The following is a 13,635-nucleotide window of genomic DNA, read 5'->3' as shown; positions in this document are numbered from 1 at the left end:
CGGCCACGCACATGATCGTGTGCGGGGACGACGGACTCGCACACCGGCTGGCCGCCGAACTGCGCGGTGTGTACGGCGAGCAGGTCACGCTCGTGGTGCCGCCCTCGGGGCGCCGGGTACGGCAACCGGTGGTCGGACGGGCCCGGGCCGCCTCGGCCGCCCTGCTCGACCGGGTCAGCGCGGCCGTCAACCGGACGGGCACGGCCGGGGCCGAACCGGCCGCGAACGAGCAGATCGTGGAAGCTCCCGAGGTCACCGAGGCCGTGCTCACCGATGTGGGCGCCGACCGGGCGGCGGCCCTGGCGCTCGTGTACGACGACGACGAGACCAACATCCGCGCCGCACTCACCGCCCGCCGGCTCAACCCCCGCATCAGGCTGGTGCTCCGGCTGTACAACCGGCGGTTGGGCCAGCACATCGAGGAACTGCTCGACCAGACGGCGGCGGTGGCCTCCGGCACGGGGCCGGGCACGGGCGGTGGCCTGGACGCGTCGACGACCGTGCTGTCCGACGCCGACACGGCCGCTCCCGCGCTGGCCGCGACCGCCCTCGTCGGCACCAGCAAGGTCGTCCAGACCGAAGGGCTCGTCCTGCGTGCCGTGGAGCGGCAGCCGCCGCGGCCGGGCGAGGTGGCCGACCCCGGCCTGTGCACCCTGGCGCTGCTGTCCGCCACCAGCAACGACCCGGCCGGAGCGGACGGTTCCGAGGGCAGCGGGGAGCAGGGGCCGCGACTGCTGCCGGACGAGACGGCGGTGGCGTCGGCGACCGGGCGCGGGACCGTCGTCCTGGAGCAGGTGTCGTACACCGGGCCGTCCCTGCCCTCCGGGCGGGGTGCCGTGCCGCCGTTCGCCTCGCTGTTCTCGCGGCGGCTGCGGTGGTCGCTGGCCGGGTTGGTGGGGTGTGTGCTCGCGCTCGCCGTCGCGTTGATGTTCGTGACCGGGCAGCATCCGCTGTACGCCACGTACGTCACGCTCCTCGACCTGTTCGGCATCAACGATCCCGCGTACCACGCGTCGACCGGGCGGCAGGTGCTGCAACTGCTGTCCGGACTGGTCGGGTTGCTGCTGCTGCCGGTGCTGCTGGCCGCGGTGCTGGAGGCACTGGGCACGTTCCGCAGCGCGTCGGCGCTGCGGAAGCCGCCGCGGGGGCTCGGCGGGCATGTGGTGCTGCTCGGGCTCGGCAAGATCGGCACGCGGGTGCTGACGCGACTGCGGGAACTGCACATTCCCGTGGTGTGCGTCGAGTCCGATCCCGAGGCCAGGGGGATGGCCACGGCGCGGCGGCTGCGGGTGCCGGTGGTGCTCGGGGACGTCACGCAGGAGGGGGTGCTGGAGGCCGCGAAGATCCATCGGGCGCATGCGCTGCTCGCGTTGACCAGTGCGGACACGACGAACCTGGAGGCCGCGCTGTACGCCCGGTCCGTGCGGCCCGATCTGCGGGTGGTGCTGCGGCTGTACGACGACGACTTCGCGACTGCCGTGTACCGGACGCTGCGGGCCGCGCATCCGTCGGCCCTCACGCGGAGCCGGAGTGTGTCCCATCTGGCCGCACCCGCGTTCGCCGGGGCGATGATGGGGCGACAGATCCTGGGGGCGATTCCGGTGGAGCGGCGGGTGTTGCTGTTCGCCGAGGTGGAGGTGGCCGGGCATCCGCAGTTGGAGGGGCGGACGGTGGGGCAGGCCTTCCGGGCGGGGGCGTGGCGGGTGCTGGCGCTCAATACGGCACCTCCTGGGGGGGCGGCGGGGTGAGGGCGAGAGTCCGGAGGAGGAAGGGGCGCCGGCTTCGGGGCTGGTGTGGGATCTGCCTCCTACGTATGTGCTGGGGGCCGGTGACCGGGTGGTGCTGGCGGCTACGCGGCGGGGGTTGGCGGAGTTGCTGGGGCGCAGGCGGCGGGAGCGGGCGGGGGCGTGATCGCCGAGCGGCGGGCTTCGCTGCCCGGCGATCACGAGGTACTCGGGGGTCGAGGCGCGGGGTTGGGCAGCCCGGCGTTGCGAGGTGCTCGCGTTGCAGCTAGGCCGGGGCGTGGCGCAACCCGGAGCAGCGGGGTGCCGCCCGCGCCCACCCGTGCCGGCTGGGGGCACCTCCCAGGCCCTTAAGGCACTGGGGGAGGCACGACTGCCCGCGGGCTGGGCGACTGCCCGCGCCCTAGGGGCGCGGGGAACTGCGCGATCGGCCACGATGTGCCCGCAGCCGCCACACCACAGGCCATCCCGAGCTATTGGGCGTTCGGCTGCCCCTTGAGGTGCCTCTCCGCGAACTCCAGTTCCAGCCTTACCTGCTTGATCCGTTCGTCCACCACCAGTGAGCCGTGTCCCGCGTCGTAGCGGTACACCTCGTGGACCGCGCCCCTCGCCTCCAGGCGCTTGACGTAGTTCTCGATCTGGCGGATCGGGCAGCGGGGATCGTTGACGCCGGCCGAGATGTAGACCGGGGCCTTGACCCGGTCGACGTAGGTGAGGGGGGAGGAGGCCTCGAAGCGGTCGGGGACCTCCTCGGGGGTGCCGCCGAGGAGCGTGCGGTCCATCGCCTTCAGCGCTTCCATCTCGTCGTGGTACGCCGTGACGTAGTCGGCGACCGGGACCGCCGCGATGCCCAGGGCCCACGCATCGGGCTGGACGCCGAGGCCGAGGAGGGTGAGGTAGCCGCCCCAGGAACCGCCGGTCAGGACGAGGCGGTCGGGGTCCGCGAGGCCGGAGGTGACGGCCCATTCGCGGACCGCGGCGATGTCCTCCAGTTCGATGAGGCCCACGCGGTGCTTCAGGGCGTCCGTCCAGGCACGGCCGTAGCCCGTGGAGCCACGGTAGTTGACACGGATCACCGCGTAGCCGTGGTCGACCCAGGCCGCCGGGCCCGCCGCGAAGGAGTCGCTGTCGTGCCAGGTCGGGCCGCCGTGGATGTCGAAGACCGTGGGGAGCGGGCCGGTGCTGCCCTCCGGCTTCTGGACGAGGGCGTGGATGCGGCCGCCCGGTCCCTCCACCCACACGTCCTCCACCGGCACCGAGCCGGGCGACTTCATGCCGGGCGGGTCGAGCACGACACCGCCGGACGTGGAGCGGACCGCCGACGGTTCGGCGGCCGAGGACCACAGGTACTCCACGCTGCCGTCGGGCCGGGCCGTGGCGCCGGACACCGTGCCGGGCGGGGTCGGGATCTCGGTCAGGGCGCGGCTCGCCAGGTCGTAGCGGAACAGCTCGCTGCGGGCCTCGAAGCTGTGCGCGATGAGCAGGCCCGTGCCGTCCGGATACCACTCGGCGCTGACGTCACCCGGCAGCTCCAGCGCCAGGTCCGTCTCCTCGCCGGAGGCGACGTCCCAGACCAGGGGCTCCCAGCGGCCCCGGCGCTGGTGGCCGATGAGGAGGCGGGTGTCGCCGCCGACGGGGGCGAAGCCGAGGACTTCAAGGCCCAGCTCGCGCGTCCCGCCCTCGGTGTCGTCGAGGTCGGCGACCGGCGTGCCGTCGGTGCGCAGGACGCGCAGGGCGGAGTGCATGGCGTCGCCGTGCTCGGTGTGCTCGATGGCGATGAGCGAGCCGTCGTGGGAGAGGTCGCCGACGCCGGCCGATTCGCGGTGGCGGTAGATCTCCACCGGCTGCTCGCCCGTGCGGACGAGGTGGATCGTGGTGCCGTCCTCGTCGGTGGAGCGGCCGATGACCGCCGTGCGCCCGTCACGGCCGAGGGCGAGGCCCGCCGGGTAGGAGGGGTCCAGGCCCTCGGCGGCGAGTTCGTCCGCGCCGCCCGCGAAGGGCTGGCGGCGCCAGACGCCGAACTCGTCGCCGTCCTTGTCGTCGAACCACCAGATCCAGGCGCCGTCCGGGGACAGCACGCCGTCCGTCGTGCCGTTCGGCCGGTCCGTCACCTGGCGCTGTTCGCCCGTCTTCCGGTCCCAGGCGTACAGCTCGTACGTCCCCGTCGCGTTCGACACGAACAGGGAGCGGTCCGGAGCGTCCTCCGCCCAGTCGGGCAGGGACACCCGGGGCGCCCGGAAGCGCTTCTCCCAGTCCGGCATCCGCTCCTGCTGTGCCGCCTGTACCTCTTGCTCGTGCTGGTCCCGCTGATCCCGCGCGTCGGATCCGTTGCTCTCAGTCATGGCCCCATACTGCCCGCCCTCACCGACAATTCGCTGGCGAGGTCCTCAGCCTGTGGATAACCTCCACCGGTCCCCCTTCCGAGCAGGTCAGGAGCACCCCATGTACTCCCCCACCCCGGCCGACTGGCACGAGGCCAACCGCGCCCACTGGGACGAACGCGCCCCGCTGCACGCCGCGGGCGACTTCTACGACCTCGACGCCTTCCGGGCCGGGCAAGACCCCTTGCGGGACTTCGAGCTCGCCGAGGTCGGCGACGTCTCCGGCCGCTCGCTGCTGCACCTCCAGTGCCACATCGGTCTCGACACCCTGTCCTGGGCCCGGCACGGTGCCGACCGCGTCGTCGGCCTCGACTTCTCCGCTCCCGCGGTCGACCTCGCCCGCGGCCTCGCGCGCGATCTCGGTCTCGGCCAGGACCGGGCCGCGTTCGTCGCGGCGGACGTGTACGACGCGGCCACGGCGGTCCCGGACACCTCGTACGACATCGTCTACACCGGCGTCGGCGCGCTGTGCTGGCTGCCCGACATCGGGCGCTGGGCCGAGACGGCGGCCTCGCTGGTGGCGCCCGGCGGGTTCCTGTACCTGTCCGAGTTCCACCCGCTCACCGACGTCCTGGACGACGAGACCGGCTCGCGGATCACATACGACTACTTCGCCCGTGACGCCTGGATCGAGGAGAGTCCGGGTTCCTACGCGGCCGAGGGCGCCGAGTTCGTCCACAACCGGCGCGTGGAGTGGCAGCATCCGGTCGGCGAGGTCGTCTCGGCGCTGGCGGCGGCCGGGCTGCGCATCGAGTTCCTGCACGAGCACGACGTGTCGCTGTTCCGGCGGTTCGGGTGCTTCGAGCGGCGGGACGGCTACTTCCGCTATCCGGCGGACCGGCCGCGGATCCCGCTGATGTACTCCGTCCGGGCCCGCAAGGACTGACGGCCGACCCCGCAGGCCGGGCCGGCCCGGCTGCCCCGTACCGTAAGGGTGTGTACCGGTTTCTGCTGACGCCCCGATGGTGGGGGATCAACGTCTTCGTGCTGTTGTCCATCCCCTTCTGCATCTTCATGGGGTCCTGGCAGCTGGGCCGGTTCGAGGACCGGGTGCAGGACCACCGCACGGCGACCGAGCAGGTCTCCGAGGCGCGGCACGAGGCGCCCCGGCCGCTCGGCGAGATGCTGCCGGTGACCAAGGCGACGTCCGGCAAGCTGGTCACCGCGACCGGCCGCTACGGCAAGCAGCTGCTGGTGCCCGGCCGGGAGCTCGACGGCAAGCAGGGGTTCTACGTCCTGACGCTGCTGCGCACCGACTCGGGTGAGGCGCTGCCGGTGGTGCGGGGCTGGCTGCCCGGGGGCGCCGACGCGGGGAAGGCGCCCGCGCCGCCCGCCGGTGAGGTCACGGTCACGGGGGCGCTGCAGGCGTCCGAGACGCCGGGTGACAACGGCGTCAGCGCGCAGGGCGGTCTGCCGGCCGGGCAGACCGGGGCTATCAGTGCGGCGTCTTTGGTGAATCTGGTGCCGTACGACGTGTACGACGCGTGGGTCACGTTGGCGGAGGGTGACTCGGGGATGAAGGCGGTGCCGGCGAGTGCGCCGCCGGACACGGGGCTGGATCTGAAGGCGTTCCAGAACCTCGGTTACACCGCCGAGTGGTTCGCCTTCGTGGGGTTTGTGATCTTCATGTGGTTCCGGTTGCTGCGGCGGGAAATCGAGTTCGCGCGGGATGCGGAGCTTGGGCTGGTGGCGGAGGAGGAGCCTGTCGCTGCGGACGCCGGAGTGAAGTGACTCGGCGTCGCTGCTGAGGCCGGGTGGGTCCGCAGCCCGGCGGTGCGGGGTGCCGCTGCGCCCACCCGTGCCGCCCTTGGCGGCACGATTGCCCGCAGCTCAAGGCCTCAGGCGAGGTGCCATCTTCTTGGGGGCGGGAGCCGCCCCAGCGGCACGATTGCCCGCAGCTCAGCGCGGCTAGGAGGCCGCCAGTACGCCCGTCCAGTACACCGTGCCCGCGCACGCGTTGGGCACCGTCACCGAGGTCCCGCCCGAGCCTGTTGCCGGGGTGTACGTCACCGCCACGCTGCCGTCGGCCGTGCCGTCCTCCGTGGCCAGCTGCGGGGCCGTGCCCGTGTCGCCGGTGGTGGTGCCGCCCGTGGTGCCGCTGTCCGGCGTCGGCGTGGGGTCGGGAGTCGGGTCGGGGTCCGGGTCGCCGCCGGGGGTGGGGCAGGTCTCCGTGGGGACCCAGGCGAACTTCACGTCGTAGGCGGCGCCCGGCGCGAGCTCCAGCTGGGCGGCCTCCAGAGACGGGTCGGGCAGGCCGGCCGCCGCGTCCCCGGCCGTGTGCCGGGCCGCACCGATCTTGGTGGCGTCGGCCGAACCCTGCGCCAGCGCGCCCACTGACCCCGGGTCGGTGACCGTACAGCTCGCCGCGGAGACGTTGGTGACACGGAAGGTGCCGTAGACCGCGCCGGTGGAGTCGGGGGCGACGCTGCTGCCGGAGGCGGGGCCGAGCTGGGCGGCGGTGCACGCCGGGATGCCGACGGCGGTGGTGGCGGACGGGCCGGCACCCTGGGACGCGCCGGTCGAGGCGCCGCCGGTGGCCTTGCCTTCCTTTTCCTTCTCCTTCTTGTCGCCCTTGCCCTTGCCCTCGGTCTTGCCGGGGGAGCTGCCCGCGGTGCTCTCGCCGCCGTCCGGGCCCTTGCCCTGGCCGGCGCTGCCCTGGGTCTCGGAGGCGTGGCCGATCGCGGAGGGATTGGCCTCGGAGCCGGTGGAGTTGGAGACGTGCACCAGGGCGGGTACGGCGGTGCCGATGAACAGCGCGGCGGCGGCCATGCCGACGACGGCCTGCCGCTTGCGGGCCCGGCGTTGGGGCACCGCCTTGCGCAGATAGTCCAGGGTGCCGTCGCGCGGCTCCACCTCCTGCACCACCTGGTGCAGCATCGTGCGCAGGTCCAGCTCGTCCGAGTCGAACCCCTCGGGGCTCGGGTCGTCCAGGCCGTGGTTCACAGTTCCGTTCCCAGCGTGCGATTGCTTCGGATCTTGCCCGTGCAGCCTTGTCGGCTCGTGCCACTCGAAAGGTTCGTGCCGGTCGCGCCCGTCGCGGGGCGCGCCGTTGCCGTCGCTCATGCCGGCGCCTCCATGGCCAGCCGGAGCGCCGCGATGCCGCGCGAGCCGTAGGCCTTGACCGAGCCCAGGGATATGCCGAGGGTCTCGGCGACCTGAGCCTCGGTCATGTCCGCGAAGTAGCGCAACACCAGCACCTCGCGCTGGCGGCGCTGGAGGCCCTTCATCGCTTTGATGAGGGAGTCGCGCTCCAGCTGGTCGTACGCGCCTTCCTCGGCGCTCGCCATGTCGGGCATGGGCTTCGACAGCAGCTTGAGGCCGAGGATGCGGCGGCGCAGCGCCGAGCGCGACAGGTTGACGACCGTCTGACGCAGGTAGGCCAGGGTCTTCTCGGGGTCGCGGACCCGCTTGCGGGCCGAGTGGACACGGATGAAGGCCTCCTGGACGACGTCCTCGCAGGAGGCCGTGTCGTCGAGGAGGAGGGCGGCGAGACCGAGCAGCGAGCGGTAGTGCGCCCGGTAGGTCTCGGTGAGGTGGTCGACGGTGGTCCCGGCCGCGACACCGTCCTCGGCGCCGTCACGCTGGTTCGGGATGCGGGCCGGCCGCGCTGCGGGCACGGGCGCGATCACCGGCATGCCACCGGCAGTACCGGACATGCGGGGTCGTAGAGCCGCCGGACGGGGCGGTCGAATGACCGTGCCGCGTGCCGCGCTGAAGTCGAGTACCTCTGCCACGCCTGTTGGACACGCTCCCCCCCGTGAGGGTTGTACGTGCCGGGCATCACTTTCACGCCGACCTCGGCCGTCGACGGTCTACCCGCGTCAGGCAGCACAACCGGTGGTGCATCAAATGCCCTCATGCGTCCCGCTCTTCCCCTATGTCCATATGTGAACGGGCGTCCCCACGCCCGGTTCCAGGCGTCCCCACGCCTGAATGCACGTCCCGCGGCCCGGAAGGGCGACCGCAAAGACGCTCCCCGCCCTCCGCGCGGTTGCGGAGGGCGGGGAGGTAAATCCTCGGACGCCGATGGGCTCCTGGACAAGTGGTCCGGACCATCGATCGGCTCACATGTCGTACACAGATCCTACAAACCGCCTATGACAGGCGGCGGGGGATTTCGGCGCGGCGAAACTTCCCGAAAACCCGCGAGGGTTTCGGCACCTCACGAGAGCTCGGCGGCCACCAGTTCGGCGATCTGCGCGGTGTTCAGCGCGGAACCCTTGCGCAGGTTGTCCCCGCACACGAACAGTTCGAGCGCCGTCGGGTCGTCCAGCGCCCGCCGGACCCGCCCGACCCACGTCGGGTCGGTGCCGACCACGTCGGCGGGGGTGGGGAACTCGCCCGCGGCCGGGTTGTCGAACAGCACGACACCGGGCGCCGTGGCGAGGATCTCGCGGGCCTTGTCGACGGTGACCTCGCCCTCGAAGCGGGCGTGCACGGTCAGCGAGTGCGTGGTGATCACCGGTACGCGGACGCAGGTGACGGCCACGGGCAGGCTCGGCAGTCCGAGGATCTTGCGGGATTCGTCCCGGACCTTCAGCTCCTCCGACGACCAGCCGTCCTCGCGCGGCGACCCGGCCCACGGCACGACGTTCAGCGCGACCGGCTCCGGGAACGGCCCGGTGCCGTCCCCCACGGCCCGCCGTACGTCACCGGGGCTGGTCCCCAGTTCCGTGCCGGCGACCAGGGACAGCTGCTGGCGCAGCGTCGCCACGCCGGCGCGGCCGGCGCCGCTGACCGCCTGGTACGAGGAGACCACCAGCTCGCGCAGCCCGAACTCGGCGTGCAGCGCGCCCAGGGCCACGATCATGGAGAGCGTCGTGCAGCTGGGGTTGGCGATGATGCCGCGCGGGCGCATCCGCACGGCGTGCGGATTGACCTCGGGCACCACGAGGGGCACCTCCGGGTCCATCCGGAACGCGCCCGAGTTGTCGACCACCACCGCGCCCTTGGCGGCGGCCAGGGGCGCCCACCGCTCGGCGACCTCGTCGGGGACGTCGAACATGGCGACGTCGACCCCGTCGAAGGCCTCCTCGGTGAGGGCCACGACCTCGGTCTCCTCGCCGCGCACGGCCAGCTTGCGGCCGGCCGAGCGCGGGGAGGCGATCAGTCGGATCTCGCCCCAGACATCCGCCCGCTGGGACAGGATCTGGAGCATGACCGTGCCGACGGCCCCGGTCGCTCCCACGACGGCGAGCGTCGGCCGCCCGGACCGGCCGGACCCGTCGGCCCGTCGGAGGCCTGCCATCAGCGGCCGGTGCCTCCGTAGACGACGGCCTCGTCGCTGTCGGAGTCGAGCCCGAACGCGGTGTGCACGGCGCGGACGGCCTCGGGCACGTCGTCGGCGCGCGTGACGACCGAGATGCGGATCTCGGACGTCGAGATCAGCTCGATGTTCACACCGGCGTCGGACAGCGCCTTGAAGAAGTCGGCCGTGACACCCGGGTTGGTCTTCATCCCGGCGCCGACGAGGGAGATCTTGCCGATCTGGTCGTCGTAGCGCAGGGACTCGAAGCCGATGCCGGCCTTGTTCTTCTCCAGGGCGTCGATGGCCTTGCGGCCCTCGGCCTTGGGGAGCGTGAAGGAGATGTCCGTCAGACCCGTGGAGGCGGCGGACACGTTCTGCACGATCATGTCGATGTTGATCTCGGCGTCCGAGATCGTCCGGAAGATCGCGGCCGCCTCGCCCGGCTTGTCCGGCACGCCGACGACCGTGACCTTGGCCTCGGAGGTGTCGTGCGCGACACCGGAGATGATGGCCTGCTCCACCTGCTTGTCCCCTTGCTGAATCGGCTCACTGCTGACCCACGTGCCCTGAAGTCCGCTGAAGCTGGACCGGACGTGGATCGGGATGTCGTACCGGCGGGCGTACTCCACGCAGCGGTGGAGCAGCACCTTCGACCCGGATGCCGCCAGCTCGAGCATGTCCTCGAGGGAGATCCAGTCGATCTTCCGGGCCTTCTTCACCACGCGCGGGTCGGCGGTGAACACGCCGTCGACGTCGGTGTAGATCTCGCACACGTCGGCGTCGAGGGCGGCGGCGAGGGCCACCGCGGTGGTGTCGGAGCCGCCGCGGCCGAGCGTGGTGATGTCCTTGGTGTCCTGGCTGACACCCTGGAAGCCCGCCACGATCGCGATGTTGCCCTCGTCCACCGAGGTCTTGATCCGGCCCGGCGTGACGTCGATGATCCGGGCTTTGTTGTGGACCGAGTCGGTGATGACACCTGCCTGGCTGCCGGTGAACGACTGGGCCTCGTGGCCCAGCTTTTTGATCGCCATGGCCAGCAGTGCCATGGAGATCCGCTCTCCGGCGGTCAGCAGCATGTCGAGCTCGCGCCCGGCAGGCATCGGGGAAACCTGCTCGGCGAGATCGATCAGCTCGTCCGTCGTGTCGCCCATCGCGGAAACGACGGCAACCACCTGGTTGCCGTTCTGCTTCGCTTCCACGATCCGCTTGGCGACGCGCTTGATGCCCTCGGCATCGGCTACGGAGGAGCCTCCGTACTTCTGCACGACAAGGCCCACGTGCGCTCCTCGCTCAATCCGTCTCTATCCGCTCATACGCATTCGTACTGCGGTCGGCTCAGTCTAACGAGCGTCCGAAAAACCCCTCCGCGATATCGCATGGTGAGACTTCCCGGGGTACTCGTTCAGGTCTGCTCATGCCCACCTGGGCACAGGCCACGCGAGAAAGTGCCCGGCGTCACAATCGCACACGGGCCGTCCGCTGTGCCTCAACTTTCAAGCACTAGGGTTCGCCTGTGCGCGTACTCCTGGTGGAAGACGATGAACCGGTCGCCGAGTCCCTCAGACGCGGCCTGAAGCGCTACGGCTTCGAGGTGGAGTGGGTCACCACGGGCCGGGCGGCGCTGGACCACACGAGCCCCTACGACGTGGTCCTGCTCGACCTCGGCCTGCCCGACACCGACGGCCTCGACGTCTGCAAGGCGCTGCGCGAGCGCGGCGACGTCCCGATCATCGTGATCAGCGCCCGCAGCGACGAGACGGACCGGGTGGTGGGCCTGGAGATCGGCGCCGACGACTACGTCTCCAAGCCGTTCGGCGTCCGCGAGGTCATCGCACGGATCCGCGCGGTCATGCGCCGCGCGCAGCCCCGCGGCCCCGCAGCCGGGAACGGCCCCGACCGCTACGGCCCCCGCCTGACCGTCGACCGCAAGGCGGCCCGGGTGCGGCTCGACGGCGCGGAGGTGGCCCTCGCCCCCAAGGAGTACGACCTGCTGGCCTTCCTCACCGAGGAGCCCGGGGCGCTGATGTCGCGGGAACAGATCATGGAAGCGGTCTGGGACGCGAACTGGTTCGGGCCGACGAAGACGCTGGACGTGCACGTGGCCGCACTGCGGAGGAAGCTGGCCGGCGCGATCACGATCGAGGCGGTGCGCGGTGTCGGCTTCCGGCTGGAGATCGTCGAGGACGGCGGCGGCGAGCCTCGTACCGCAACGGACGGCGGCGGCCCGAGCACCACAACGGGCAGCGGCGCCTCATGATCCGCCAGCTCGTCCGCAGCTACATCTTCCTCGTCGCGATCGCCATCGCCCTGTTCACGGTGCCGGTGGCCTTCTCGCTCACCTCCCAGCTGCGGGGCGACACCGCGGACTCCGTGCTGCGCGAGGCCAAGACCATGGCGCTGCTGCTGGCCAACGGCGACTCCACCTCGTGCGAGGCACTCCAGAAGATGGCCACCGCGTACGCCGCCGAGACGCCCGGCGACGTCCAGGTGACCGGAGCTGCGGGCTGCGCCCCGGGCCTGCTCCGCGCGCGGGAGGACGCGGCCCTGACCGCGGCCCTCGACCGGAACCGTGCGACGACCGACTGGGGCTCCTCCTTCATCTGGGGCCCCGACCTGGTGATCACGGTCCCCGCCAAGAAGGCCGGGGAGGACCGCCAGGTCGGCGCCGTGCGCATCGTGTACTCGACGGACGAGATGACCGACCGCCTGTGGACGATCTGGGGTTTCCGGGCGATCCTCGCGGTGCTGGTCCTCGTGGTGGCCGCCCTGCTCGGTGTCGGGGTGGCGCGGCGCCTCACCCGCCCGCTGCGCCAGCTCAACGACATGGCGAGCAAGTTCAGCGACGGCGACCTGACCGCCCGCTCCCCCGTGACGGGCCCGCCGGAGACCCAGACGCTGGCACGCACCCTCAACCAGGGCGCGGAACGCCTGGACACCCTGATCGGGGCCCAGCGCAACTTCGTGGCGGACGCCTCGCACCAGCTGCGCACCCCGCTCACGGCCCTGCGGCTGTCCCTGGACAACATCGCGGACGGTGTGGACGACGAGTTCGTCCGGGAGGACGTGGAACAGGCCACCGCCGAGGTGGTCCGGATGAACCGCCTGGTCAACGGCCTGCTGGTGCTGGCCCGGGCCGAGGCGAAGGTGACGGCGGCCGAGCCGCTCCCGCTGCTGGACATCGTGCGGGAGCGGCTCGCCGTGTGGAGACCGGCCGCCGACGAGCGCGGAGTCACCGTCGCGCTCAGGGGGAGTACCGACGGCCGGCCGTCCGTGCTGTCCAGCCCGGGTCATCTGGACCAGATGCTGGACAACGTGTTCTCCAACGCCCTGGAGGTCTCACCGGACGGCGGGACGATCACCGTGCGGGTGGACCCCCGGGGCGATGTGGTGGGGGTGTCGGTCCTGGACGAGGGGCCCGGCATGTCGGACGCCGAGAAGTCCCGCGCCTTCGACCGCTTCTGGCGCGGCCAGGGCCTGACCGGGAAGGGCGGTTCCGGTCTCGGTCTCGCCGTCGTCAGGCAACTGGCGACGGACGACGGCGGAACCGTGGCCCTGACGGACGCTCCCGGGGGTGGTCTGTGCGTGACCATCACCCTCCGGGCGGTCAGCTCTCGGGCATCTTCGAGGAGTGGTGGTTGACGATCAGCCACGTGCCGTCGGCCTGCTTCTCGTAGGCGTACGTGTAGCGGGCCTTGACGGTGTTCTTCGCGCCCGTCCCGGGGTCGGTGAGCGCGAACTCGTACACACCGGTGTCGATGACGGTGTCCCGGTCGAGGACGTTGACGACCGACTCGACCTTCGTGCCGACCGGCTTGTTCTTGAGGAAGTGCTCGAAGTAGTCGACGATCTCGGCTCTGTCCGTACGGACGTTGTTGGAGACGGTCGGCAGCAGCACCGCGTCCTTCGCGTACAGGTCGGCGACCTTCTGCGCATCGCCGGTCTGCAGCGCCGCGTTCCACTGGTCGAAGAGCCCGAGCACCTGGGCCTTGGTGGCCGTCTTGGCGGACGTCTTCCCGGAGGCGCCGCGCGAGTCGGCTCCGGCGACACCGGCACCGACGGCGAAGGTGCCGGCGGCCAAGGCGGCGACAGCGGTGACGACGGCTATGCGACGGCGTACGGGGTGGCGGTTCATGACATCTCCAGTGACATCGAGGGGAGTTGACTTGCCTCCGCTTCCTCTGCGGTGGAAGTGACTCCAGGTTCGTGGTTCACCGGTTAGGGGCCGTGCAGCCGACGTACAGGGGGTGTACAAGGAGCCCCCAAA

General features: G+C 71.7%; 10 protein-coding genes and 1 pseudogene. 5 read left to right on the top strand and 6 right to left on the bottom strand.

Annotation, left to right across the window (positions count from 1 at the left end):
- Positions 1-11: 11 nt before the first annotated feature.
- Positions 12-1,911: pseudogene (locus tag ABZ192_RS01365) on the top strand (NAD-binding protein).
- Positions 1,912-2,215: 304 nt separating this feature from the next.
- Here ABZ192_RS01365 and ABZ192_RS01360 read toward each other — a convergent pair.
- A complete protein-coding gene (locus ABZ192_RS01360) occupies positions 2,216-4,084 on the bottom strand; it encodes a prolyl oligopeptidase family serine peptidase (protein ID WP_356922475.1) in 1,869 nt (622 codons plus the stop codon).
- A gap of 100 nt (positions 4,085-4,184) precedes the next feature.
- On the opposite strand from ABZ192_RS01360, the gene ABZ192_RS01355 reads away from it, so the two are divergent.
- Both ABZ192_RS01355 and ABZ192_RS01350 read left to right on the top strand, forming a co-directional pair.
- On the top strand, positions 4,185-5,009 hold the full coding sequence (locus tag ABZ192_RS01355) for a class I SAM-dependent methyltransferase (protein ID WP_356922474.1): 825 nt from the start codon (positions 4,185-4,187) through the stop codon (positions 5,007-5,009).
- A gap of 50 nt (positions 5,010-5,059) precedes the next feature.
- On the top strand, positions 5,060-5,854 hold the full coding sequence (locus ABZ192_RS01350; RefSeq protein WP_356922473.1) for an SURF1 family protein: 795 nt from the start codon (positions 5,060-5,062) through the stop codon (positions 5,852-5,854).
- 177 nt (positions 5,855-6,031) lie between these two features.
- Here the strand turns inward: ABZ192_RS01350 and ABZ192_RS01345 are convergent, their stop codons facing one another.
- The 4 genes from ABZ192_RS01345 to ABZ192_RS01330 all read right to left on the bottom strand — a co-directional run bounded on the left by ABZ192_RS01345 (position 6,032) and on the right by ABZ192_RS01330 (position 10,648).
- Entirely contained in the window at positions 6,032-7,066 is a 1,035-nt protein-coding gene (locus ABZ192_RS01345; RefSeq protein WP_356922472.1) for a hypothetical protein, read from the bottom strand.
- Between the two features lie 116 nt (positions 7,067-7,182).
- Complete coding sequence (locus ABZ192_RS01340; RefSeq protein ID WP_010032008.1) at positions 7,183-7,758, bottom strand: SigE family RNA polymerase sigma factor; 576 nt, start codon at positions 7,756-7,758, stop codon at positions 7,183-7,185.
- A 527-nt stretch (positions 7,759-8,285) separates the two neighbouring features.
- Complete coding sequence (locus ABZ192_RS01335) at positions 8,286-9,371, bottom strand: aspartate-semialdehyde dehydrogenase (RefSeq protein WP_356922471.1); 1,086 nt, start codon at positions 9,369-9,371, stop codon at positions 8,286-8,288.
- A complete protein-coding gene (locus tag ABZ192_RS01330; RefSeq protein ID WP_356922470.1) occupies positions 9,371-10,648 on the bottom strand; it encodes an aspartate kinase in 1,278 nt (425 codons plus the stop codon). Before ABZ192_RS01330 ends, ABZ192_RS01335 begins: the two co-directional genes overlap by 1 nt.
- Positions 10,649-10,884: 236 nt before the next feature.
- Here ABZ192_RS01330 and ABZ192_RS01325 point away from each other — a divergent pair, with 236 nt between their 5' ends.
- On the top strand, positions 10,885-11,628 hold the full coding sequence (locus ABZ192_RS01325; RefSeq protein ID WP_356922469.1) for a response regulator transcription factor: 744 nt from the start codon (positions 10,885-10,887) through the stop codon (positions 11,626-11,628).
- Positions 11,625-13,010 carry a HAMP domain-containing sensor histidine kinase gene (locus tag ABZ192_RS01320; RefSeq protein WP_356922468.1) on the top strand — a complete coding sequence of 462 codons (1,386 nt, stop codon included), beginning with the start codon at positions 11,625-11,627 and terminating at the stop codon, positions 13,008-13,010. The genes ABZ192_RS01325 and ABZ192_RS01320 overlap by 4 nt, the downstream gene beginning before the upstream one ends.
- Here the strand turns inward: ABZ192_RS01320 and ABZ192_RS01315 are convergent.
- Positions 12,976-13,503, bottom strand: coding sequence for an SgcJ/EcaC family oxidoreductase (locus ABZ192_RS01315; RefSeq protein ID WP_356922467.1), 528 nt, complete (start codon positions 13,501-13,503; stop codon positions 12,976-12,978). The two genes, ABZ192_RS01320 and ABZ192_RS01315, sit on opposite strands and share 35 nt — an antisense overlap.
- Positions 13,504-13,635: the final 132 nt, after the last annotated feature.

The organism is Streptomyces sp. NPDC006235 (assembly GCF_040613735.1).
GTDB lineage: Bacteria > Actinomycetota > Actinomycetes > Streptomycetales > Streptomycetaceae > Streptomyces.
The sequence above is the reverse complement of the archived record's forward strand: the minus strand, read 5'-3'. Positions and strand labels throughout refer to the sequence as shown.

Coding starts and splice junctions, on each gene's coding strand:
- ABZ192_RS01340 (WP_010032008.1), bottom strand. CDS start 7,758: ATGCCGGTGATCGCGCCCGTGCCCGCAGCGCGGCCGGCCCGCATCCCG.
- ABZ192_RS01335 (WP_356922471.1), bottom strand. CDS start 9,371: ATGGCAGGCCTCCGACGGGCCGACGGGTCCGGCCGGTCCGGGCGGCCG.
- ABZ192_RS01320 (WP_356922468.1), top strand. CDS start 11,625: ATGATCCGCCAGCTCGTCCGCAGCTACATCTTCCTCGTCGCGATCGCC.
- ABZ192_RS01360 (WP_356922475.1), bottom strand. CDS start 4,084: ATGACTGAGAGCAACGGATCCGACGCGCGGGATCAGCGGGACCAGCAC.
- ABZ192_RS01315 (WP_356922467.1), bottom strand. CDS start 13,503: ATGAACCGCCACCCCGTACGCCGTCGCATAGCCGTCGTCACCGCTGTC.
- ABZ192_RS01355 (WP_356922474.1), top strand. CDS start 4,185: ATGTACTCCCCCACCCCGGCCGACTGGCACGAGGCCAACCGCGCCCAC.